At 53.1% G+C, this 21,056-nt stretch carries 16 protein-coding genes; 5 read left to right on the plus strand and 11 right to left on the minus strand.

What is annotated here, in order from left to right; all coding sequences use genetic code 11:
* Nucleotide 1 precedes the first annotated feature (1 nt).
* The 3 genes from MKX76_RS14590 to arfA form a co-directional block, all read right to left on the minus strand.
* Nucleotides 2-895: a carbohydrate ABC transporter permease gene (locus MKX76_RS14590; RefSeq protein ID WP_007129298.1), complete on the minus strand. Its 894-nt coding sequence runs from the start codon at nt 893-895 to the stop codon at nt 2-4.
* An 83-nt stretch (nt 896-978) separates the two neighbouring features.
* Complete coding sequence (locus MKX76_RS14595; protein WP_341035044.1) at nt 979-2,307, minus strand: ABC transporter substrate-binding protein; 1,329 nt, start codon at nt 2,305-2,307, stop codon at nt 979-981.
* A gap of 186 nt (nt 2,308-2,493) precedes the next feature.
* The gene (gene arfA, locus MKX76_RS14600) at nt 2,494-3,993 is read right to left on the minus strand and encodes an arabinosylfuranosidase ArfA (protein ID WP_186332939.1); all 1,500 of its coding nucleotides are present in this window, start codon (nt 3,991-3,993) and stop codon (nt 2,494-2,496) included.
* Nucleotides 3,994-4,389: 396 nt separating this feature from the next.
* Here arfA and MKX76_RS14605 point away from each other — a divergent pair, with 396 nt between their 5' ends.
* Nucleotides 4,390-5,307, plus strand: coding sequence for an ArsR/SmtB family transcription factor (locus tag MKX76_RS14605; RefSeq protein WP_028405031.1), 918 nt, complete (start codon nt 4,390-4,392; stop codon nt 5,305-5,307).
* 299 nt (nt 5,308-5,606) lie between these two features.
* Here the strand turns inward: MKX76_RS14605 and MKX76_RS14610 are convergent, their stop codons facing one another.
* From MKX76_RS14610 to MKX76_RS14635, 6 genes are all read right to left on the minus strand, one after another.
* Nucleotides 5,607-6,788 carry a sn-glycerol-1-phosphate dehydrogenase gene (locus MKX76_RS14610; protein ID WP_341034047.1) on the minus strand — a complete coding sequence of 394 codons (1,182 nt, stop codon included), beginning with the start codon at nt 6,786-6,788 and terminating at the stop codon, nt 5,607-5,609.
* Between the two features lie 314 nt (nt 6,789-7,102).
* The gene (locus tag MKX76_RS14615) at nt 7,103-8,791 is read right to left on the minus strand and encodes a ribulokinase (protein WP_007129293.1); all 1,689 of its coding nucleotides are present in this window, start codon (nt 8,789-8,791) and stop codon (nt 7,103-7,105) included.
* Nucleotides 8,792-8,896: 105 nt separating this feature from the next.
* Nucleotides 8,897-9,586 (minus strand): L-ribulose-5-phosphate 4-epimerase, encoded by a 690-nt coding sequence (gene araD / locus MKX76_RS14620; protein ID WP_007129292.1) that lies wholly within the window; start codon nt 9,584-9,586, stop codon nt 8,897-8,899.
* A gap of 95 nt (nt 9,587-9,681) precedes the next feature.
* Nucleotides 9,682-10,791, minus strand: a complete 1,110-nt coding sequence (locus MKX76_RS14625; RefSeq protein ID WP_007129291.1) for a GntR family transcriptional regulator — start codon at nt 10,789-10,791, stop codon at nt 9,682-9,684.
* Nucleotides 10,792-10,915: 124 nt separating this feature from the next.
* A complete protein-coding gene (araA, locus tag MKX76_RS14630; protein WP_007129290.1) occupies nt 10,916-12,403 on the minus strand; it encodes an L-arabinose isomerase in 1,488 nt (495 codons plus the stop codon).
* Between the two features lie 294 nt (nt 12,404-12,697).
* Nucleotides 12,698-13,609, minus strand: coding sequence for a glycerophosphodiester phosphodiesterase (locus tag MKX76_RS14635; protein ID WP_007129289.1), 912 nt, complete (start codon nt 13,607-13,609; stop codon nt 12,698-12,700).
* Between the two features lie 433 nt (nt 13,610-14,042).
* Here MKX76_RS14635 and kduI point away from each other — a divergent pair, with 433 nt between their 5' ends.
* The 4 genes from kduI to MKX76_RS14655 all read left to right on the plus strand — a co-directional run bounded on the left by kduI (nt 14,043) and on the right by MKX76_RS14655 (nt 17,696).
* Entirely contained in the window at nt 14,043-14,876 is an 834-nt protein-coding gene (gene kduI, locus MKX76_RS14640; RefSeq protein ID WP_210095602.1) for a 5-dehydro-4-deoxy-D-glucuronate isomerase, read from the plus strand.
* A 47-nt stretch (nt 14,877-14,923) separates the two neighbouring features.
* Nucleotides 14,924-15,673: a DeoR/GlpR family DNA-binding transcription regulator gene (locus MKX76_RS14645; protein ID WP_007129287.1), complete on the plus strand. Its 750-nt coding sequence runs from the start codon at nt 14,924-14,926 to the stop codon at nt 15,671-15,673.
* A 98-nt stretch (nt 15,674-15,771) separates the two neighbouring features.
* Nucleotides 15,772-16,524 (plus strand): 2-dehydro-3-deoxy-D-gluconate 5-dehydrogenase KduD, encoded by a 753-nt coding sequence (gene kduD / locus MKX76_RS14650; RefSeq protein WP_028405022.1) that lies wholly within the window; start codon nt 15,772-15,774, stop codon nt 16,522-16,524.
* 287 nt (nt 16,525-16,811) lie between these two features.
* On the plus strand, nt 16,812-17,696 hold the full coding sequence (locus tag MKX76_RS14655) for a transporter substrate-binding domain-containing protein (protein ID WP_007129285.1): 885 nt from the start codon (nt 16,812-16,814) through the stop codon (nt 17,694-17,696).
* A gap of 127 nt (nt 17,697-17,823) precedes the next feature.
* Here the strand turns inward: MKX76_RS14655 and MKX76_RS14660 are convergent, their stop codons facing one another.
* Together MKX76_RS14660 and pulA are read right to left on the minus strand one after the other, a co-directional pair.
* Nucleotides 17,824-18,453, minus strand: a complete 630-nt coding sequence (locus MKX76_RS14660; RefSeq protein WP_007129284.1) for a 50S ribosomal protein L25 — start codon at nt 18,451-18,453, stop codon at nt 17,824-17,826.
* A gap of 204 nt (nt 18,454-18,657) precedes the next feature.
* The gene (gene pulA, locus MKX76_RS14665) at nt 18,658-21,009 is read right to left on the minus strand and encodes a type I pullulanase (protein ID WP_341034049.1); all 2,352 of its coding nucleotides are present in this window, start codon (nt 21,007-21,009) and stop codon (nt 18,658-18,660) included.
* Nucleotides 21,010-21,056: the final 47 nt, after the last annotated feature.

Below are 21,056 nucleotides of genomic sequence, written 5' to 3' on the forward strand. Positions count from 1 at the left end.
GTCAATCCTCCTTCTTGAACATGCCCGACAGCTTGAGCTGCGTCAGATTAATGATCATCGTAATGGCAAGAAGCACGATCCCGACGGCGGCGGCATATCCCAGATTGTTCTTCTCGATTCCTTGGCGGTACAAGTAGCCGACGATGGTGAGGCCGATATTTTTAGGGGAATTGTTGCCGTTCCACAGCATCATGCTCTCGATGAACATGGCCAGGCCCGCATAAATGCTGATCGTCAGCACGTAAATCGTTGTCGGCTTCAGCAATGGCATGGTGATTTTCGTGAATTTCTGAAAGGATGACGCGCCGTCGATCGAGGCCGCCTCGTAATATTCATCCGGAATGTTCTTCAAGCCCGACAAAAAATACAGCATATTGACTCCGGTCCACCGCCAGGTAGCCAAGGCCAGCAATGCGATAAAGCCGGTCACCTGACCTTTCAAAAATTTGACGGGGTCGATGCCGAACCAGCCTAATATGCTGTTGATCAGCGAGCCTTCCATCTCGCCGAACATCAACCGGAAGATCGTGCCGGCTACGACAACGGAGGTCAGCGCAGGGAAAAAGAAGGACGACTTGAAAAACTCCCTTCCCCACATCAGCTTGCTGTTGATCAGCACCGCAAAAAGCATCGGAAACGGAATGAGGATAAGCAGCGTAAGCACCATATAGATCGCACTGTTCGTCACCGCCTTCAGAAACACGCCGTCTCCCGCCAGCTTCTCGTAGTTGTCAAGGCCGATCCATGACGCCTCTTGGCCCAGCTGAATCTTCTGGAAGCTCATGCCGAGCGAGCTCCCGAGGGGGTATACCCAGAACACGAGAAAGACGAGGATGAACGGCAGGACGAAAACATAAGGAGCCACCTTCTGGGAGTATAGAAATTTTTTAATCATCGGACCCTACTCCTTTTGAAGAGAGCCGCCCCTGTCATAGGGGCAGCCCTTTTTCGATTGAATGCATATCCATCAAGGCAAGGCTATTTCAATTCCTGCTCGATTTGCTTCTGCGCGTCGTTCAAAGCTTCGGCGATATCCTTCCCGTCCTCGAATATTTCATTGAAGGTCGTTGTGCAAAGGACGTTGTTGATCGTGGGCGATGCGGAGGTTGACTTAATCAGACGGATTTCATCCTTGAGTTCATTGAGCACGTCAAACGGATTGTTGACGAAATACTTCACGAACTGGTTCTCGGGATTATGGGTCACATCCTTCATCTCCCAGACATCCATATTGACCGGATCGAACCCGAGCGTGTTCCAAATTTCCTTGTTGGCATCCAGCGACAGTTTGGCAAAAGCAAGGAAATCCTTCGCCAGCTTGACGTCCTTGGCGGTCTTCGTGACGACGGTACCGGTTCCTCCGCCTCCGACGGACCTCGGCATGCCCTCCTCCATAACAGGGATGGGAGCGATCGCAATTTTTCCCGACAGGTCAGGCATGTAGTTGGTGTATCTGGACATCTGCCACAGCGGCATAAAGGCTGTCGCATAGTTGCCGGCATTGAATTCGCCGTAGGCCTCCTCCGTATCCGGCTGCCCGCCGGCAATCGTAGCGATGACGTTGTTGTCCTGCAAATCCTTCAGCAGCGTCATCGCCTTCACCATTTCCTCCGAATTTACGATCGGATTGCCCGATTCATCGGTCAGGTCGGCACCCTGCTGCGCAAGTAACATCGAAGCCTGCCAAGCAGCGCTCGTATCGGCGGTTCCCATATATTTTCCGGTTTTTTCATACACTTGGATTCCCGCCTGCTTGAAATCTTCCCAGGTGACGATATCCTCGTAATTCACGCCGGCTTCCTTCAATATTTCGGTGTTGTAAAACGCTACGGAAGCGCCGACATGCGTCGGTGCGCCATAGTTGACGCCATCCTTGCTGTAAAGGTCGATTCGGGACTGGACGAGGGTGTCTCGGTATGGATCAATAACATCGTTCAGCGGTTCAAGCTGCGGCGTGCCTGCCAGAAAGTCCGGAAACTTGCCAAGCTCGATATCGGCAATATCCGGCGCGCCGGTGCCGGACTGAACGGCAATCGATAATTTGTTATGCATATCGTCATACGGCATGACGGTAACGTTCAGCTTGATCTGCCTGTCCGGATTCTCCGCATTCCATTTACCAAGCATCTTCTCGAAATGCTGTCCATGGAGCTCCACGAACGTCCAATAGGACAGCTCCGTCGCGTTCTCGCCGGCTCCTCCGTCCAGAACCGAGGTTTCGCCGCCGGTACCGCCGGACTTACCGCAGCCCCACAGAAACAGCGCCATCGATATGACGAGACTTACAATTGCCCATTTCTTTGTCATCATCAAGACCCTCCCCGAAATATTCATTCACTTCGATACCAACCGTCACTTCTAAACAGAATTACATCTGATCCTTCAGACTCTCGCCTCGGAAGTGAAGCGCTTACACTTTGTGCAGTGGAATAAAAGTTGGGAGTGAGAGCAGCGCGCAGTGGATGCGCAGCTGCTCTATTGGTATTTATGTTGTTAGGCCTTTTTCAAACGGATGACATTCCAGGATGCCTTGGCAAGCCTTGCCGTCACAATTCCGCTATCAAGCTTGGCTTCACCGCGGCTATGAGGCTTCACCTTCTCTTCTGCGGCGGTATTCACCGCTTTCAGATCATCGTGCTCCAGCACGATATGCTCAACAAGACGGTAGCCCTCGAAGCTGCGGACGTCGCAGGACAGCTCCAGCGCTTCTTCAAGATGGCGGTTGACGGCAAAGATCGTGATTTCCTCATCCTCTTCGTTATGCACGACGGCGCTGTCCAAATACGGTACGTCCGTGAAATCCTTGGAGTCGTATACCGGCGAATCCACGATCGGAAGCAGCGATACGCCGCGGCCGTATTTCGAAGCATGAAGATACGGATAGAAGATCGTCTGCTTCCAGGCGCGTCCTCCGTTTTCCGTCATGATTGGCGCAATTACGTTCACGAGCTGTGCCAAACATGCCATCTTGAGCCGGTCCGCATGGCGCAGGAATGTGATCAGCATGCTTCCGACCAGCAGGGCGTCCTCGAAGTTGTAGACGTCCTCCAGCTGGGGCGGAGCTACAGTCCAAGGCTCGATTTTTCGATCCGCATCATTGGAATGATACCAGACGTTCCATTCGTCAAAGCTGAGATACATCGTTTTCTTGCTGCGCTTCTTAGCTTTGATATAGTCGCAGGTGGACTTCACGGTATGGATAAAATGATCCATATCAAGGGTTAGCGCGAGATAGTTGGCGGTGTCGTTATCACGGTTGCCATAGTACTGATGCAGCGATATGTAGTCGACGGCCTCATACGTATGGTCGAGCGTAACGGCTTCCCACTCAGGGAACGTCGGCATCGAGGAACTGGAGCTTCCGCAAGCAACCAGCTCGATATCCGGATCCACAAGACGCATGGCCCTCGCGGTTTCGACAGCCAGCCTGCCGTATTCAGCGGAAGTTTTATGACCAATCTGCCACGGACCATCCATTTCGTTGCCGAGACACCAGGTCTTGATTTTGTGCGGCTGTTCGTAGCCGTGACTGCGGCGCAGATCGCTCCAGTAGGTGCCTCCCGGGTGGTTCGTGTACTCCAGCAGATTTCTGGCGGCATCGATCCCCCGTGTGCCCAGGTTAACGGCCATCATCACATCGGAGCCAGCCTCCTTGGCCCAGGAAATAAACTCGTTCGTGCCGACCTCATTAGGCTCCAGAGTTCTCCAGGCAAGCTCAAGCCGTTTGGGACGCTCGGCTACCGGACCAACGCCATCCTCCCAGTTATAGCCGGATACAAAATTTCCGCCCGGATAACGAATGATCGGAACATTCAGCTCCTGGATCAAGGCTTTCACATCGTTCCGAAACCCGCCTGCATCTGCTGTCTCATGCCCGGGTTCGTAAATGCCCCCATACACGGCCCGGCCAAGATGCTCGATAAAGGATCCGTAAATCCGGTTATCGACTTGGGCGATGCGAAATGATTTATCCACGATCATGCGTGCTTTCATCTTCTCAGCTGTCAAATCGTTCACCTTCCATTTAATTAAATTATAAAACAATTCAAATGATCTTGAATGAATCCGTTTTCAGTTATAAAATAGCATATGACAATTTGGATGTAAATAATAAAATATAAAATAATTTATATTTATTTGAATTAAATTCGGATTCATGGCTATTTCGCATATTTCCATGGATTTTCTTCGAAATTTCTGCGATTTTGATTTAGATAAATATTAAGAAATGGGTTGTTTTCGACTTTTTTATTGAATGACCGCAGCCGTTTTGACATGAAAAACTGGCATCTTTATTTCCTCGACATATTGATTTATAATTATTTGAAATAAACAGAAGGGAAGTCTATGTATTGGTCCTATCACCTAACTGGAAAGGTTTTGAATACCATGATCTATATTAAGGATTTAATGAGCGGGCTGGATATTTTCAAAGCGCTCAGCTCCGATATTCGCATCCAGATTCTTGAGCTGCTCGCCAAGAATCAAAGCCTCAATTTGAACGATTTGGCGAACCGGCTGAACTTAAGCAACGGTGCCATCACCATGCACATCAAGAAGCTGGAGGAAAGCGGGCTGATTGAAATCCACACCACCGGAGGCAAGCACGGCATTCAGAAGATCTGCTACCTGAACAAGGATAAGCTGATGGTGGATTTGCGCAGCAAGGATGTCGAGAATTTGTATGAGGTCGAGATTCGGGTCGGGCATTACAGCGATTATCAGGCCATTCCTACCTGCGGTCTGGCTACCAAGGACAGCATCATCGGGGATTTCGACGACCCGCGTTACTTCGCCGATCCGCAGCGGATCGATGCTGAAATCATCTGGCTGACAGAAGGATTTCTGGAGTACCGCATTCCGAACTATTTAAAGCCGAACCAGGCATTTCGCGAAATCCAGTTCTCGTTGGAGCTTGGCTCCGAAGCGCCGGGATATTGCGACAATTATCCGTCGGACATTTTTTTCTACATCAACGGAGTGGAGCTTGGCAGCTGGACCAGCCCCGGCGATTTCGGAGACACCCGCGGTACCTTCAATCCGGAATGGTGGCCTCCTCATCTGAATCAATACGGCATGCTAAAGCTAATCCGGATCAATCAGGATGGCAGCTTCATTGATGGCTGCCGCATTTCGGACGTCAGCCTGGACCAGATCCAGCTCAATTACAAAAGCGACATTACGTTCCGGATTGCGGTAAACGAGCGCTCCGTCAACAAGCGGGGACTTACGATTTACGGCAAGCACTTCGGCAATTACAGCCAGGATCTGCTGGCGCGCGTGCTCTACGATGTGAAGGAAGAATAAAGCGTGGATCAATTTCGAGGATCGGTTACGGCACGATCTAACAGGTATGGGGCTAAAGAGCGTGACATCTTCTCTTCTCCGGCATCTGATTTACTGGGTTTACTAAGCCTGGTCAATGCTACATGTAATCAGAACGGCCATGCTGAGAAGACTTTTCGATTGATGGATCTCATTGAATGAACAAAAGAACTGTCCCCGGTAGACCTTCTACATAGGGGACAGTTCTTTTGGTTTTATGGACATTTCAAATTTTCGGCTTTCAGGCGAAACCGCGTGAAATTTTTGTTCATGCGGAATCTTTACTGGGCCCTTGCTTCATTCAATATCCTTAACAGTGTGCAGCGATTTCGCAGTGTGTGGGCTTCCCGAAGACTTGATTCCAGCAGAGCTTGGTCAACGCAGAGCTCGCTGATGCTGGATGGGCCTCCGGCCTGCTTCAACAGACGGGCAATTTCCTCTTTGGCCGGCACCTGATCCAGCCACTCCCGTGCCCGATCCCGCAGCGCGCTCCATTCCTTCGGCTCTGCGCCTGGAAAGATTCCCTTGTCGACCGCATCATGATACAGCTGGGATATCTCGCCGCAGGCGACTCCCACCTTGGCTCCATGCAGCAGCGCACGACGGCCGAGGCGCAAGTATTCCATTTCCCAGTAATGCGACAAGTGATGCTCTGCGCCTGAGGCCGGATGGGACTGTCCGAACAGCAGCATGGCGATGCCGGACTCGATCAGCGCCGTCATTAAGATCCGGATCCCTTCTTCAGACCGCTCGCCGATCGCCCCCACATGTCTGACACAGGCTTCAAGCGCGCGCTCTGTAATCATGGCCACTTGATCATTATACGGCTCGTCTCCGGCCAGCGCCGAAAATTTCCAATCGAACAGCGACGTATATTTGCCGAGCATATCGCCAAAGCCCGCCGCAACGAGCGGCTGCGGCGCGCTCGAAAGGATGTCCAGATCCGCGAAGATGGCGATCGGAGCCGCAGCCGGGAAGGTTTGTTTTACGCCGCGCACAATGACAGGGGCTCCGAGCGAAGTGAATCCGTCCACGGAAGGGGCCGTAGGTACGGAAACGAACGGCTTGCCGGTCCGGTGGCTCACGAATCGGGTAATGTCATGAATCGTGCCTGAACCGGCTGCGATCAGGCTGCCCGTGCGCGCCGGCTCCGCTTCAATGAACAGCTGCATGATCGACTGCTCGTCCGCGACCACATCCCCCTGTTTATCCGGCTTCAGGAGGCATAGCCTGGCCTCCAGTCCCTCTGCCGCAAACTGCTCCTCCAAAATTTTGCCGCAAGCCTCATACGTATTCGCATCAACGACAATGATGGAGGGTCCGAGGCCGTTTTCCTTAACGTAACGGGACACTTGCAGTACGGCACCCGCCTCAAGCACCATATGCGAAAGTCCGTCAAAGCCGGGATTCCGTTTCTTCATCTCGCTGACCAGGCTCTTGGCATAGCTTAAATGATCCGTCATTGCAGCTTCTCCCCTCTCCATTCCGGTATATCTGCAATATCTCTTTTTGTCTATAATCAGTTGAACAAATGAATGGATGTCAGAGCGAGTACGTAAGATGTTTCAGTCACTGTTGGTTCCAGATTTCTTGAGTGTATAGAACCTATCACAGTAGAAATCTGAAACCAAGTGCGACCTCAAGTGTATGCTTCCGATGTAGCCTTCAGAAAGCTTTCGACTTTTTCGAAAATCTTTTACTCCCTTGCCTGCATCATATTCGCAAATTCAACTTATCTACATCCGTTATGTTATAAGGATTGTAAAGTTATGATGGATTAAGACACTACGACTGGATATTCGGCGGATTGCTTGATCCGCTTCAATCTCTTCATCACGTCATTCTCGCCGCGTCCGAAATAGTCATGCAGCTTGCTGTATTCCTGATACAGAGAGTCGTACACTTCTACATGCTCGGGGATCGGCTTGAAAGTCTCTTCCTTCACGCGCGCCATATATTTAGCGGCATCGATGATCGTGTCATAGCCGCCCTGCTCCTTGCCTGCCGCGACGGCCGCAAACATCGCGGCTCCGAGGGCCGGTGTTTGCTTGGAGTCTGCCACGATGATTTCGCGGTTGGTAACATCCGCATAAATCTGCATCAGCAGACGATTTTTCTGCGGCAAACCTCCGCATGCATACAGTACATCGACATTTACGCCGTTATCATGGAACGCATCTACGATTTTACGGGTACCAAACGCCGTTGCTTCAAGCAGAGCCCGGTAGATTTCCTGCGGCTTCGTCAGCAGGGTCATTCCGAGAATCATCCCTGTCAGATCCGTATCCACGAGCACCGAGCGGTTGCCGTTCCACCAATCGAGTGCCAGGAGCCCGGTCTGGCCCGGCTTGTAGGCCGCGGCTTCCCGCTCCAGCCATTGGTGGACACCGATGCCCTCCTGCGCAGCAGCCTCTTTTACGTAAGCAGGCAGTGCTTCTTCCACGTACCATTCGAAAATATCGCCGACCGCTGATTGTCCCGCCTCATAGCCGAACAGTCCCGGAATAATGCCATCCTCCACAACTCCGCACATGCCTTCGACCTGCTTCTCTTCCGTTCCGAGCAGCATATGGCAGATCGAGGTTCCCATCGCCATTACCAGCTTTCCGGGCGTGACCACGCCGACAGCCGGTACGGCCGCATGGGCATCCACGTTGCCTACCGCAACGGCAATACCCGGCTTAAGCCCCATCATTTGAGCCATCGCTTCCGTCAGTCCGCCTGCATTGCTTCCGAGCGGAATAACGTCGCCGCGCAGCTTCGTATCCGTTAAATGCTCGAGCCTTGGATCAAGCGCTTTAAAATATTCCTTGCTCGGATACCCGTCCTGCTTGTGCCAAATCGCTTTATAGCCTGCTGTACAGCTGTTGCGGACGATGTTGCCCGTCATTTGGGAGATGACCCAGTCCGTCGCTTCAAGGAACATATCCGCGCGTTCATAGATGGCTGGTGCTTCATCAAGGATTTGCCATATTTTAGCAATCATCCATTCGGATGAGATTTTGCCCCCATAGCGAGGAAGAAAGGCTTCACCTCGCTCTGCCGCGATCCGATTAATCTTGTCGGCTTCCGGCTGAGCCGCATGATGCTTCCAAAGCTTCACCCAGCTGTGCGGCTCGTCGGCAAGTCCGGGATCGAAGCAAAGCGGCTCGCCCCGTTCATCCACCGGCAGCATCGTGCACGCCGTAAAATCAATCCCGATCCCGATCACGTCCGCCGGATCGATTCCCGACTGACGAATGACGGCCGGCACCGATTCGCGCAGAACCTCGAGATAATCTCCGGGATGCTGAAGCGCCCAGTCATGCTCCAGCTTCTTCCCCGAGCCAGGCAATACCTCGTCTATGACGTGATGCCGGTAAGGCGTAACATGATCGGCGATTTCATGCCCGTTCGCCAGATCGACCAGAACCGCACGGCCCGATTGGGTACCGTAATCGACACCGATGGTATACTTTTTCCCCACTTGATTTCCTCCTCAAAGCAAGATGATATTGATGTGCTGCTTTTGCTTCCCTGGACATTTCCTTTAACCCAAGTTCAAGATGTTAAGATAAGGGCCGGTTTCACGCTATTTTTGTCCGTAATAGGCATTGACGCCATGCTTTCGCAAATAATGGCGATCCAGCAGAGCCTGATCCATCGGAGGCGTATCCGGATTGATCTGCTGCATTCTGGCGGCAATTTTGGCACACTCTTCGAGCACGACCGCATTGTGAACCGCGTTATCCGCATCCTTCCCCCAGACGAACGGCGCATGGGAATGAACCAGCACACCCGGTATGCGGTTCGGGTCCAAATCCGCGAAGCGCTCGACGATCACGTTGCCGGTCTCAAGCTCGTAATCACCCTCAATCTCGCTGCGGGTCATCGGGCGGGTTATGGGAATCTCTCCGTAGAAGTAATCGGCATGGGTCGTTCCATAAGCAGGCAATGCGCGTCCAGCCTGAGCCCAGCTCGTTCCCCACGGGGAATGGGTATGCACGATCCCTCCGATCTCCGTAAAATGCCGATAGAGCACCAAATGGGTCGGTGTATCGGAGGATGGCCGCAAATGGCCTTCGACAATTTGGCCTTGCAGGTCCAACACGACCATATCCTCCGCCTTTAACTCCTCATAAGGAACACCGCTCGGCTTGATGACAACCAGCCCTTGCTCACGGTCAATACCGCTTACGTTACCCCACGTAAATGTGACGAGCCCGTGCTTGGGCAGCGCCAGATTCGCTTCCAGCACCTGCTGTTTTAAATCCTCTAACATGAACAAACCGCTCCTCTCTATATTTGAAAAATATAGTTGTACGTACAAGTTGGCGAGCAACGGTCCGATTTCTCGGACCTTTGTTCATTTTATGCTCAACTATTCAGTATCTGTCCTGCCGGTTTCATTACGGACTCTCTCTCCACCAACTGAGGCTGAAAGATCGTATCCTCAATGACGGCGGCATCCTCAATCATGCTGATCAGCTGACTGGCTGCCATCACGCCCATCTCGGTCTTCGGATGCGTCAATGTCGTCAATTTCGCTCCCGCTGCCAAGGCGAGCGCCGAATCGTCAAAGCCGATTACCGATACATCGCTTGGGATATGCAGGCCGCATCGTCCCGCAGCTTCGATCAGGGCAACGGCTAACTCGTCGTTGTAGCATACCAGCCCTGTCGGGCGCTGGTCATGCGGCAGACTCAGTAGCTGCACCGCCTGTTCATATGGGAACACATTCCGCTGTTCGGTCGTATAGGTGATCACCCGATCGGGCGATACCGGAATGCCGAATTCCCGGTGGGCACGCAGAAAGCCCTTCAGCCGGTTTACGCCCTGGAGGTCATCCCTTTTAAAAAAGCCTGCAATCCGGGTATGGCCCTTCTCGATCAGGTGGCGGGCAGCCTTATAGCCCCCGGCCTCATCATCCACTTTCAGGCACGGGCATTCGAGCTCCTGATACTTCTCGTTGATCATCAGAAACGGAATTCCCTTCTCCTGCAGTGACAAAAAATAACTGAGGTTCGGGTTGCCCTCCGCACTCTTGGTCGGCTCAATGATCAGCCCGCTGAGCGGCTGGCTCGTCATCAGCTGCAGGCTCTCCATCTCCTTCTCCTTGTTGTTGTCCGTGCTTGCCAGCAGGAGCCGGTAGCCTTTGCTGCGAAGCTCGGCTTCCGCCCCGCGGACAATATGCGGGAAGATATAATCGGAGATGTAGGTTGTGACGATGCCGATCGTCTTCACCTGCTCGCTTCCGTGCCGCTTGGGATTTTTCGCGAACGTCCCCTTGCCTTGAATTCGCTCAAGCCAGCCTTCCTTCTCCAGCTCGCCGAAGGTTTGGCGGACCGTCTGCCGGCTGACGCCGAACTGATCGGCGATTTCATGCTCCGAGGGCACCTGCTTCCCCGGCTCCAGCCTGCCCGATTCGAACCAGGACAGCAGCTCGTTCTTCAATACCATATATTTGGGTATCCGTCTGTTATTCATCGTTCACCTCTAGCCTTACGCACTCATGATACCGGGATCGATCCATTATCCATCGATCATCCCGGAGCTATCTCGTTATTGTAACACAGGCCAGGGCATTACTGACAGATACCCGAACCCCCGATCAGCGAAAACGATAGGCAGCTTCGCTCCAGCGCAGCTCATTTTTGAACCGGGCAAGGCTTGTGTCTTTGTCAATGATAACCGCTTCAATACCGGCCATCTCCGCCCAGTCGCTCAGCTGCTCGGACGTAATCGCGTAAGAAAGGACCGTATGATGCGCACCGCCGGCCAAAATCCAAGCCTCTGCCGATTCCCGAAGCGACGGCTGCGGCTTCCACAATACGCGGGCTACAGGCAGCTTCGGCATCGGCTTCTCTACTTTGACGCCATCCACCACATTGACCAGAAGACGGAAGCGATGGCCGAGGTCAACGAGCGATGCATTCACGGCAGGACCGTCCTGGCCGTTGAATACGAGACGTGCCGGGTCGGCTTTTCCGCCGATGCCGAGCGGATGAACCTCCACCGATGGCTTATCGAGCGCGATCGTTGGACATACCTCCAGCATGTGCGATCCGAGAATCATATGGTTACCCGGCTCGAAATGATAGGTGTAGTCCTCCATAAAGGAAGTGCTCTTGTTGCCGGCAAGGACCTTCAGAACTCGGGTCAACGCCGCCGTCTTCCAGTCGCCTTCGCCGCCGAATCCGTAGCCTGCTTCCATCAGTCTCTGTACGGCTAAGCCGGGAAGCTGCTCCATGCCGTGCAGATCCTCGAATGTCGTCGTGAATGCGCCAAATCCGCCCTCCTCGAGGAAGCGCCGCAAACCGATCTCGATGCGGGCTTGATAAGCGATGGAATCGCGGACCGGACCGTCAGATAGTCCTTCCTTCGTGATGGAGTACTGCTCCGCATATTCGTTCAGCAGCGACTTCACTTCATCGTCGCCGACTTGATTCATCGCATGAACCAGATCGCCGATGCCATAGCCGTTGACGGACCATCCAAGCTTAATTTGCGCTTCGACCTTATCCCCCTCGGTCACGGCAACTTGGCGCATGTTATCGCCAAAGCGAGCAACCTTCAGTCTGCGGCTCTCGGCATAAGCGGCAGCCGTTCGCATCCAGCCCGCGATCGCGCCGCGAACCTCGCCGTCCTCCCAGTGGCCGACAACGACCTTGCGGGCGATGCCGAGACGTGCTCCGATATGGCCGTATTCACGGTCCCCGTGCGCGGACTGGTTCAGATTCATGAAATCCATGTCGATGGTTTCCCAAGGAATATCGCGGTTGAATTGGGTGTGGAAATGAAGCAGCGGCTTCTGCAATTGGGACAAGCCTGCGATCCACATTTTCGCAGGGGAGAACGTGTGCATCCAGGTCATGATCCCTGCACAGGTCTCATCATTGTTAGCTTCGAGAATCAATTGGTATATCTCATCCGGTGTCGTTACGATCGGCTTGAACACGATAGGGAACGGGAATACCGGATCCTTGTCAAAATCGGCGGCCACGATGCGGGAATGCTCTGCAACCTGTTCTAGCGTTTCCGGTCCGTATAAATGCTGGCTGCCGGTAACGAACCAAAAAGTATGCGGTTTCAACTTCATGATTAACGCCTCCTGTTATGAGTGCTGTCTAGCTAACTTGTACATACCTATGATCACAAATGATTCATTAACACAAAATTGTACGTACAAGTTGATTTACTCACATTCTACTCGTGCTAATCATAAATAGCAAGCAGAATTTATACAAAAATAGGCTGAAACAGGCATAGATTTCACTCCGAATTGCCTGATTCAGCCTTCATGATATTCGCTCTAATCTATTTTAGCAGTCAAGGCACTACGATTATTCCTAATAATTATGCGGCGTTCTTGCTAGTTTTCGAAGTATAAACCTTAGCTTCTTGCCCGATGATTCAGATAGGATACCGGCACCCTGTCCGGGTAATCCGTTATAATCCCATCCACCCCGCTCTCCATCAGGAAGGGGATTTGCAGCACATCCCGAATCGTCCAGACGAAGGTCTTCATTCCGGCTTCATGAATTTTCCTAATTAATGACCCGGACACAAGCTTTACAGAAACATTAATGTAGTCGGCATAGCTGCTGAATTCCTGCAGCCGCTCCTTCGACAACTCCTTCGAACTCGTGGCGACGATGCCAAGCGGTATATCCGGCATCAGCTCGTGAAAGCGGCGGAGGGAATCCGTGTCTGCCGATTGGACCATAATCATCCGCGAGGCATCCCGCACACGGTTTCCTGCCGGTGCCTTCCGTTTCAACACACCGGCAACCTTCTCTTCAATTCCTGGATACCGGGAAGGAAGCTTGAGCTCGATTAACAATCCGATTTCCCCGCCGAAACGCTCCATGACTTCCTCCAGCGTCGGAATCGTCTCTCCCGAAAAATCCGAATGATACCAGGCTCCGACATCCAGCGACTTCAGCTCCTGCAGGGTTAATGCTCCCACTTCGCCTTGGCTGTTGCTGGTCCGCTCCACGTCGCTGTCATGGATGACGACTACATGTCCGTCCCGACTAAGCTGCACGTCCAGCTCCAGCATATCCGCCCCCATATCGAATGCCTTCTGAAAGGATGCCATCGTGTTCTCCGGAGCATATCCCGAAGCCCCACGATGCGCAATGTTGACCCAGTCGCCGCTTCGCTCTTCTCTCCATTCGCTCCGAACATCCGCCGATGCCAGAGTTGGCGGCGGCTCCTGCAGCGATGCCGCAGCCGGACGCAAGCTGCTAACGGTCAGCATAACCGTCTGCATAACGGCCAGAATTACCATGCTCTTTTTCATATCGATTGAATCACCTCTGCCCCGATCGGTCCGAAGGCCTTGTACTTATATGTTTAATTAAGAATGTCTTCCTGATAATCAGGATTTTGCACATTCCATTCCCGCCGCTTCCGGGTGCTATGGACGAACTAAACCTTTTGGCTCTTTGAATTTGCGGATTGAGAGTTGCTCTTTGGATGCTTGCCATATCCTCGATATTAGTAGTTCCCTGCCGTTTCACGTTTCAATCGGACCGACACGGTTATTTTCCAAATAGACTTCTTCTCCTCTTCCCTATCGTATTTTCGCAAGCCGCTTTTCCGCTAGCTGAATCGCAGATCATGTGCATTTTCTATTTTATGTCTTGTAAAATGAACGTAAATGGAGTAAGTTGAACATATATGAACGTCATACTTTTTTTAAAAAAACTATGATCACGAGGAGAGATGAAGTAATGGAAAGACGATATGCCTCACATCCGAATGAAGTAAAACAGTTCGATACCGAACGGCTGCGGAAGGAGTTTCACATTCCGGTATTATTCAAGCAGGATGAATTGGAGCTAGTTCTTACGCATGAGGATCGCTTGATTATCGGCGGCGCCGCCCCGGTTCACAAGCCGGTAAAGCTTGATACAGACATGAAGGAGCTGGGCGTTTCCTTCTTCCTCGAGCGCCGCGAGCTCGGCATTATCAATATCGGAGGAGCCGGAAGCGTTGCCGTTGACGGGACGGAGTATTCCTTGAATAACAAGGAATGCCTGTATGTCGGCATGGGGGCCGAGGAGGTCATTTTTACCAGCGCCGATCCGGGGAACCCTGCTAAGTTCTACTTGAATTCGGCTCCGGCTCACCAGACATTCCCTACTGCCAAAGCGACGCTTGAGGAAGCCGATTCCAGCGCGCTTGGCGATATTAAAAATTCCAACGACCGCGTCATCTACCGTTTTATTCATCAGAAAGGCATTCAAAGCGCCCAGCTCGTCATGGGCATGACTTTGCTGAAGGAAGGCAATATGTGGAACACGATGCCTGCCCATACGCATCCGCGCCGCATGGAGGCTTACTTGTATTTCGATTTGCCGGAGGATGCGGTCGTCATTCATCTCATGGGAGAGCCTTCCGAAACAAGACATATCGTCATGCGCAACGAGCAAGCGGTAATCTCGCCAAGCTGGTCGATTCACAGCGGTGTCGGCACAAGCAACTATACCTTTATTTGGGGAATGGCGGGAGACAATAAGAGATACGATGATATGGACCCTGTGTCCATGAAGGATTTAAAATAGAGAGGATATATTTATATCCATTTTTATGACGGAAGAGTTGAGGCTTTATGAACCCGCTGCGGCGATATGAAAAAATCATGGAATACCTTCTGACCTACAAGGAAGTTACCGTGGCCGATTTGAGCCGCCAGCTTGAGGTCAGCGGAAAAACGATCCGCGAGGATCTGACCAAGCTGGAGGAGCAGGGTCTGATCGTGCGCGTGCACGGTGGAGCCGTGCTGGCACAGAGCGATCAATTCGGCATTTTGCCGTCGAGGGAGCCCCTTGCCAAGCATGCCGATGAGAAATCCGAGATTGCGGACAAGGCCCTGGCTCATATCCAGGCTGGCGACATCATCGCGCTCGATGGAGGCAGCACGACACTGGAAATCGCCCGCAAGCTGGGCGATAAGGACCTGACGGTCATTACCAATGATGTCTATATTATCAGCGAGCTGGCTTCAAAGAGCAGCGTTCGTCTCGTCGTACCGGGCGGGTATCGCGTGCGCAACATGCTTGCCGGCCCCGAAGGCGTAGCGTATGTGAAGCAGCTGAACATACAGAAGGCGTTCATCTCTGCGACCGGTGTCCATATCGATCACGGGTTATCGATTTATACCGGCGATCTGATCGCCTTCAAACGGGCTCTGATCGACACCTCGCTCGAGGTATACGCGGTTGTTGACCATCACAAATTCGGCCAAACGGCGCTCAGAACATTTTCCACGCTGCATGAGCTTTCCGGGATCATTACTGATCAAGGCTTGCCGGAAGAAACGTACAGCCGCTACATCGCCGCAGGCATTAAATTGGAATAGCACACATCGCATCGCTTCGCATTCGCTTTCTTGGCAGATGCCAAGCTGTGAGGGCTAGAGTGGAGAATATTAGACCGGGAAAGGGGATTCAACTGCACATGAACAGGTTTGATTTAACAGGCAAAACCGCGCTGGTCACCGGATCGGCGCGCGGCTTGGGTCAGGGAATCGCCATCGCTCTCGCTGAAGCGGGAGCCGATATCGTTGCGGTATCCATGAATACAAGCGCGGAAACGATTGAAGCCGTAAAGTCCTTCGGCAGGAAGGCCTCGGAAATTCGGGTTGACTTAAGCGATCACAGCAAACTGGAGGATACGTTCAATCAGGCGCTGGAGCTGAATGGACGCGTTGACATCCTCGTTAACAACGCCGGCATCATCCGGCGCACCCCAGCCAAAGATCATCCGGTGCAGGACTGGCTCGACGTGATCGATCTGAATCTGAACACCGTCTTTATGCTGTCCCAGCTTGCGGGAAGGCATATGATCGAGCGCGGAAGCGGCAAAATGATCAATATCTGCTCCATGCTGTCCTATCAAGGCGGGATTAATGTGCCGGGATATACGGCCAGCAAGCATGGCGTTGCCGGCTTGACCAAAGCCTTGGCGAATGAGTGGGCAGCCAGCGGCATTCAGGTAAACGGCATCGCGCCGGGTTATATCGAAACCGATAACACCGAAGCGATTCGCCAAGACAAGGAGCGCCGGGCATCCATTACTGAACGGATTCCGGCAGGACGCTGGGGCAAGCCGGAAGATATCGGCGGTCCTGCCGTATTCCTGGCCTCGTCCGCTTCCGATTATATGAACGGTCATATTCTGTGCGTTGACGGCGGCTGGATGGCCCGTTAATGACCGTTAAGGCAATGGACTTTGAAGCCTTCAGGCAGATCCGCAAAGCGCGGTGAGCCTGAAGGCTTTTTATTATTTCGGATTCCTTCGTAAGCAAGGGAACTCATCGAACGCTTTGCCTTTTTAACCTATCCTCTTTATCCTTTCCGCTTCAGCGATCCCGTTTCAGCGGCTTCTAAACTCCCATTATATCAAAAAGCGCGAATAGCCCGGTCATCCTTTGGGAAAAGATAACGTTACGGTATGGCCGTCATAGGGCCTTGAACATAGAAAGGATGATATCAATCATGCGCGGAACACGTGCGAAACGATCTGTCAGCCTGCTCTTGCTGCTCTCCCTTGCAAGCACGTTGCTGCTTCCCGGTTGTACATTCGACAGCCAGGACCGGGTGCCGACGCCGAATATGGGAGTCAATCCGTACCGGGTCAACACAGGAAACCTGCTTGGCAATGCCGTCGAACGCGGCACTTTGCGGATCGGAACCGAGCGGGACTATCCTCCATTCAGCTATCGCGGTACCGGCGGAAGACTTACGGGGTTTGATGTGGAGATTGCCGAAGAGGTCGCACGCCATATGGATCTCCGGGCTGAATTTACTGAAGAGTCCTGGGATCGTCTTCTCCCCGGATTAACCGAAGGTAAATACGATGCCGTATTTAATCAAATCGAAGACCGGCCCGACCGACGGGAATTGTACGATTTCTCCATCGCCTATCTGTCAACCGTACCTGTGTTACTGGTCCGCACGGGTGAAGAGGGGATTCGGTCTTTTTCAGATATGAAGGGCAAACGGGTCGGCCTGAACCCGACGGGAGCCTATCAAGGCATTGCCCAGAAGCACGGAGCGAAGATCGTGCCTGCCAAGTATATCCGGGAAGCCGCTGACATGCTGGTCAAGGGAAGCATCGATGCGGTGATCACCGATCAGCTGTCCGTCACCAATCTAAAGCAGCAGCTCCCGGACCTGCCGGTGCAAGCGGCCGCTTCATCCAGGGAGGTATTCGAAGTATCCGCCGCATTCGTGAAAGGGAACCCCGATCTGCTCGCTGCGGTTAACAATGCACTGGCTACCATGCAGCAGGATGGAACCTACTTAACGATCTGGAACAAATACTTTGGGGATACCCCGCAAAGCTACAAAGGCATTCATGACCTCAAGGACAAGCCGTAACCGTGCCCGGGGATGAGCTTCCCGGTCACGCCCCTGCAGCCCCTTTCCATGGCCGGCAAGTCTAAAATAAGAGGCGCCTGCATGAGCTGATACCAGTTCATGCAGGCGCCTTTATATAATCCGCTCGTTAGGATTCCTCTGTCTTCTCTTCGGCCGCAGCTTCGTCTGCCTCTGCAGGCTCCTCCGTCTCGGCTGCCTCGACGGCCCGTGGTACGATAACCGTGGCAAGCACTTCCTCGTCCGAGGCATGCAGGGTAATGCCCTTAGGCACTTGAATGTCGGCAACGGTGAGCTTATCGCCGATTTCGAGCGAGGATACATCTGCTTCAAGCGTTGACGGCAGCTCGCCCGGCAGTCCCTCGACTTCAAGCTCTGTTACCTGCGTTTGCAGGATGCCGCCCGTTTTGGTGCCGGGTGCGGTTCCATGGTATTCGACCGGAATGCTGACACGTACAGGCTTATTCATCGATATGCGAAGAAAATCAATATGAGCGACGTTTCCGCGTCTCTTCTGTATATCTTTAATCAATACGGGAATCTGGCCAGAGCCTGGAATGTCCAGATGGAACACTTCCGAGCGTCCGGTATGAAACAGCTTGGCCGTTTCCTTCAAATCAACGGCTACGGGAATGCTTTCGTCGCCCCCGCCGTATACAACACCCGGAACGCCGCCTCTCTCTCGAAGCGCTCGACGTGAACCCCTTGTAAATTCATTTCGTACTTGTGCGGTGAGTTGAACGTTGTTTCCTTTTGCCATGAGTGAAAATCCTCCTTTATCGAAAACAAAGTCTATCTCATTATTACCCTTTTTTTGTGCTAGCTAATCATTTTTTCGTAGAATGTTTCACTTCGAATCGCTCAGGGTAATAAGCATTACCCCTTTTGAAATATAAAACAGGAGCCATCCTTTCGTTGATAAGGATGGCTCCTTCTTTGATGCCACACATAACTCGCAGCTTCCCTAACTGGCAACACCGCTGCGCCGGGTCACGGACCATCCCTCGCTGCCGCTTTGCATCGAGAAACGGACCGTCTTCTGTTCGGGCGGAATGTCGATATAATAATCCTGATCGCCTTCCCGGTTCTCCCACTCGCGCAGCCGAAGGATGCAACCGATTCGCCGAACGCCCGCAGCCGCATAGATTACCGCCCTGGCCTTGGTGTCCACCCCTTGCGATAACGGAACGCTGCCGTCCTGCACGCCGGTTCCCCACACCCAGGCGTTCCAGCCCTCGTACTTGCCGTCCTTGCGTTCGTATTCCAGCTCAATCTTTACTAATCCGTCCTTAAGCGCATTGCGGTCTTCATACAGCACCATCAGGGATACCCCTGGTACCCGGATGGACGCCCGGTCCGTCGTTTTGATCGGCTCGGTGCCAGCTCGTTCTTCGTTGACCACGATGTTCCAGCGGTATGGGGTAGGCGGCAGTTCGACCTTCAAATCCTGCTCATTTGCATTGGCAATGACGACGATTTGCCTCCATTCCCCGCTGCCGGAGCCGCCTTGAATACGACAGGCAACCAATCGGTCGCTGGCGTGCAGCACCTGCATTCGACGCTCAATCTCCTCGCGCTTCGACAACCGAAAGGCCGGCTGCGAACGGCGAAGATGGATCAGGCCTTTATAATAGTCGAACACCGGTTTGAACAGCTTCTTGTTGGACCAGCGGATGGCGTTTATGGCATCACCGCTCCGGTAGCTGTTGTGGTCGCCAAATTTCGTCCGGAGCAGCTCGTCACCAGCGTGGAGCAGCGGAATCCCTTGGGAGAGCAGCACGATCCCGTTGGCAAGCAGGCTGCGGCGGACGGGATCCGATGACATGACCTGATCCGCTTGGACGCCGGCGTAAGGCCGGGAAGCTGCCGTTGCCTCCCAGAGGCTGCCCCCGTTCTGCAGCCTGCCGTCATGCAGCCGAAGCAGACCCGCCTCCTGGTCCATTCCCAATGTTATCAGGATTTTATCCCACAGATTCAAGTTGTCATGAACCGTGACATAATTTATCGTTTCGCTAGCATCCTGTGCGAAATCGTGGATGGACCCCATCATTCCTTCCGCTATGGCCCCTTCCGTCCACGGCTCGCCGGTAGCAAAACCTCGTCCTTGCCCGTCATTATCGCCCTTGATGGCATAACGGAAATGATCATTGAATACCGCAAAGCCTTGGCCCCTCTGGGTGCCCTTTACGGTCTGCTCCGCCAGCGGGCTAAGCCCTCCGGTCCACGGCTCGCCGTAAAACAGCAGCGACGAATCAACCTCCTCCCGAAGCTCCCGAACCACTTCCTTCATGGTGGTTGTATCGATGAGCCCCATCAGATCGAACCGAAATCCGTCGATATGATATTCCTCTGCCCAATACCTTAGCGAATCCTTGATGAATTTGCGCACCATCGGCTTCTCCGTTGCCAGCTCGTTCCCGACCCCGGAGCCGTTGGATAAAGCTCCGCCGCAGTCCCTGCGGTAAAAATATCCCGGAGCAAACCGCTCGAATGGCCCGTCATCCACCGTAAACGTATGGTTGTATACGACGTCCATGACGACACGGATTCCGCAGGCATGCAGCGCCTGAATCATTTCCTTCAGCTCCCGGATCCGGACGGCAGGGTCCGCCGGGTCGGTTGCGTACGATCCTTCGGGGACATTGTAGTGCAGCGGATCATAGCCCCAGTTGTACTGGCTGCTGATCGAGTCGGAGCCGTACCCGTCAAGCTCATTGACCGTGGCAAAATCGAAGATCGGCAGCAGATGCACATGCGTGACGCCAAGCTCAATCAGATGGTCCAACCCGAGCGTATTGCCGTCCTCGTCCCTGAGTCCCCGCTCGGTGAAAGCCTTGAATTTCCCTCTATATTTCATCCCCGAATCGGTATGAATCGAGAAATCGCGTACATGGAGCTCGTACACCACGGCATCGGTCGGCTGAATCAGCGGCGGCCGTACATCATTCGCCCAGCCCTCCGGATTCGTAACGGCCGGATCGATGATCGCTCCGCGGCAGCCGTTGGCCGAGACAGCTCTTGCATATGGATCCACCCCGTAGCATAACTTACTGTCTTCGGATCGGATCTCATACATATAAAATTTCCCGTGCAAATCCCCATGGACATGTACACTCCATGTTCCATCCGGGCTGCGTTCCATAACATATCGTTCTCCGCCCTCATGGTTTGTCACAAGACCATTATCATTGTAATCGCCGGCACTTTCATACAGCGCCAGCCGAACGCTCTTCGCAGCAGGAGCCCAAACCTGAAAGGCAGTTCCCTGTTTGCTGTAGAACGCTCCCAGTCGATCGCTCGTGCAGCTCTTGATCATGTCCATATTCATCCTCACCGTCGCTTTAAAAGTAGATTCGCATCCAG

The sequence above is a fragment of the Paenibacillus sp. FSL R5-0810 genome (assembly GCF_038002285.1).
Lineage (GTDB): Bacteria > Bacillota > Bacilli > Paenibacillales > Paenibacillaceae > Paenibacillus_AQ > Paenibacillus_AQ lactis.

Excerpts from the sequence above, each read along its gene's own strand:
- MKX76_RS14595 (WP_341035044.1), bottom strand. The coding sequence starts at position 2,307 with ATGACAAAGAAATGGGCAATTGTAAGTCTCGTCATATCGATGGCGCTG.
- pulA (WP_341034049.1), bottom strand. The coding sequence starts at position 21,009 with ATGATCAAGAGCTGCACGAGCGATCGACTGGGAGCGTTCTACAGCAAA.
- araA (WP_007129290.1), bottom strand. The coding sequence starts at position 12,403 with ATGAAGTTGAAACCGCATACTTTTTGGTTCGTTACCGGCAGCCAGCAT.
- MKX76_RS14610 (WP_341034047.1), bottom strand. The coding sequence starts at position 6,788 with ATGACGGATCATTTAAGCTATGCCAAGAGCCTGGTCAGCGAGATGAAG.
- MKX76_RS14635 (WP_007129289.1), bottom strand. The coding sequence starts at position 13,609 with ATGAAAAAGAGCATGGTAATTCTGGCCGTTATGCAGACGGTTATGCTG.
- kduD (WP_028405022.1), top strand. The coding sequence starts at position 15,772 with ATGAACAGGTTTGATTTAACAGGCAAAACCGCGCTGGTCACCGGATCG.
- araD (WP_007129292.1), bottom strand. The coding sequence starts at position 9,586 with ATGTTAGAGGATTTAAAACAGCAGGTGCTGGAAGCGAATCTGGCGCTG.
- MKX76_RS14605 (WP_028405031.1), top strand. The coding sequence starts at position 4,390 with ATGATCTATATTAAGGATTTAATGAGCGGGCTGGATATTTTCAAAGCG.
- MKX76_RS14655 (WP_007129285.1), top strand. The coding sequence starts at position 16,812 with ATGCGCGGAACACGTGCGAAACGATCTGTCAGCCTGCTCTTGCTGCTC.
- MKX76_RS14625 (WP_007129291.1), bottom strand. The coding sequence starts at position 10,791 with ATGAATAACAGACGGATACCCAAATATATGGTATTGAAGAACGAGCTG.
- arfA (WP_186332939.1), bottom strand. The coding sequence starts at position 3,993 with ATGAAAGCACGCATGATCGTGGATAAATCATTTCGCATCGCCCAAGTC.
- MKX76_RS14660 (WP_007129284.1), bottom strand. The coding sequence starts at position 18,453 with ATGGCAAAAGGAAACAACGTTCAACTCACCGCACAAGTACGAAATGAA.
- kduI (WP_210095602.1), top strand. The coding sequence starts at position 14,043 with ATGGAAAGACGATATGCCTCACATCCGAATGAAGTAAAACAGTTCGAT.
- MKX76_RS14645 (WP_007129287.1), top strand. The coding sequence starts at position 14,924 with ATGAACCCGCTGCGGCGATATGAAAAAATCATGGAATACCTTCTGACC.
- MKX76_RS14590 (WP_007129298.1), bottom strand. The coding sequence starts at position 895 with ATGATTAAAAAATTTCTATACTCCCAGAAGGTGGCTCCTTATGTTTTC.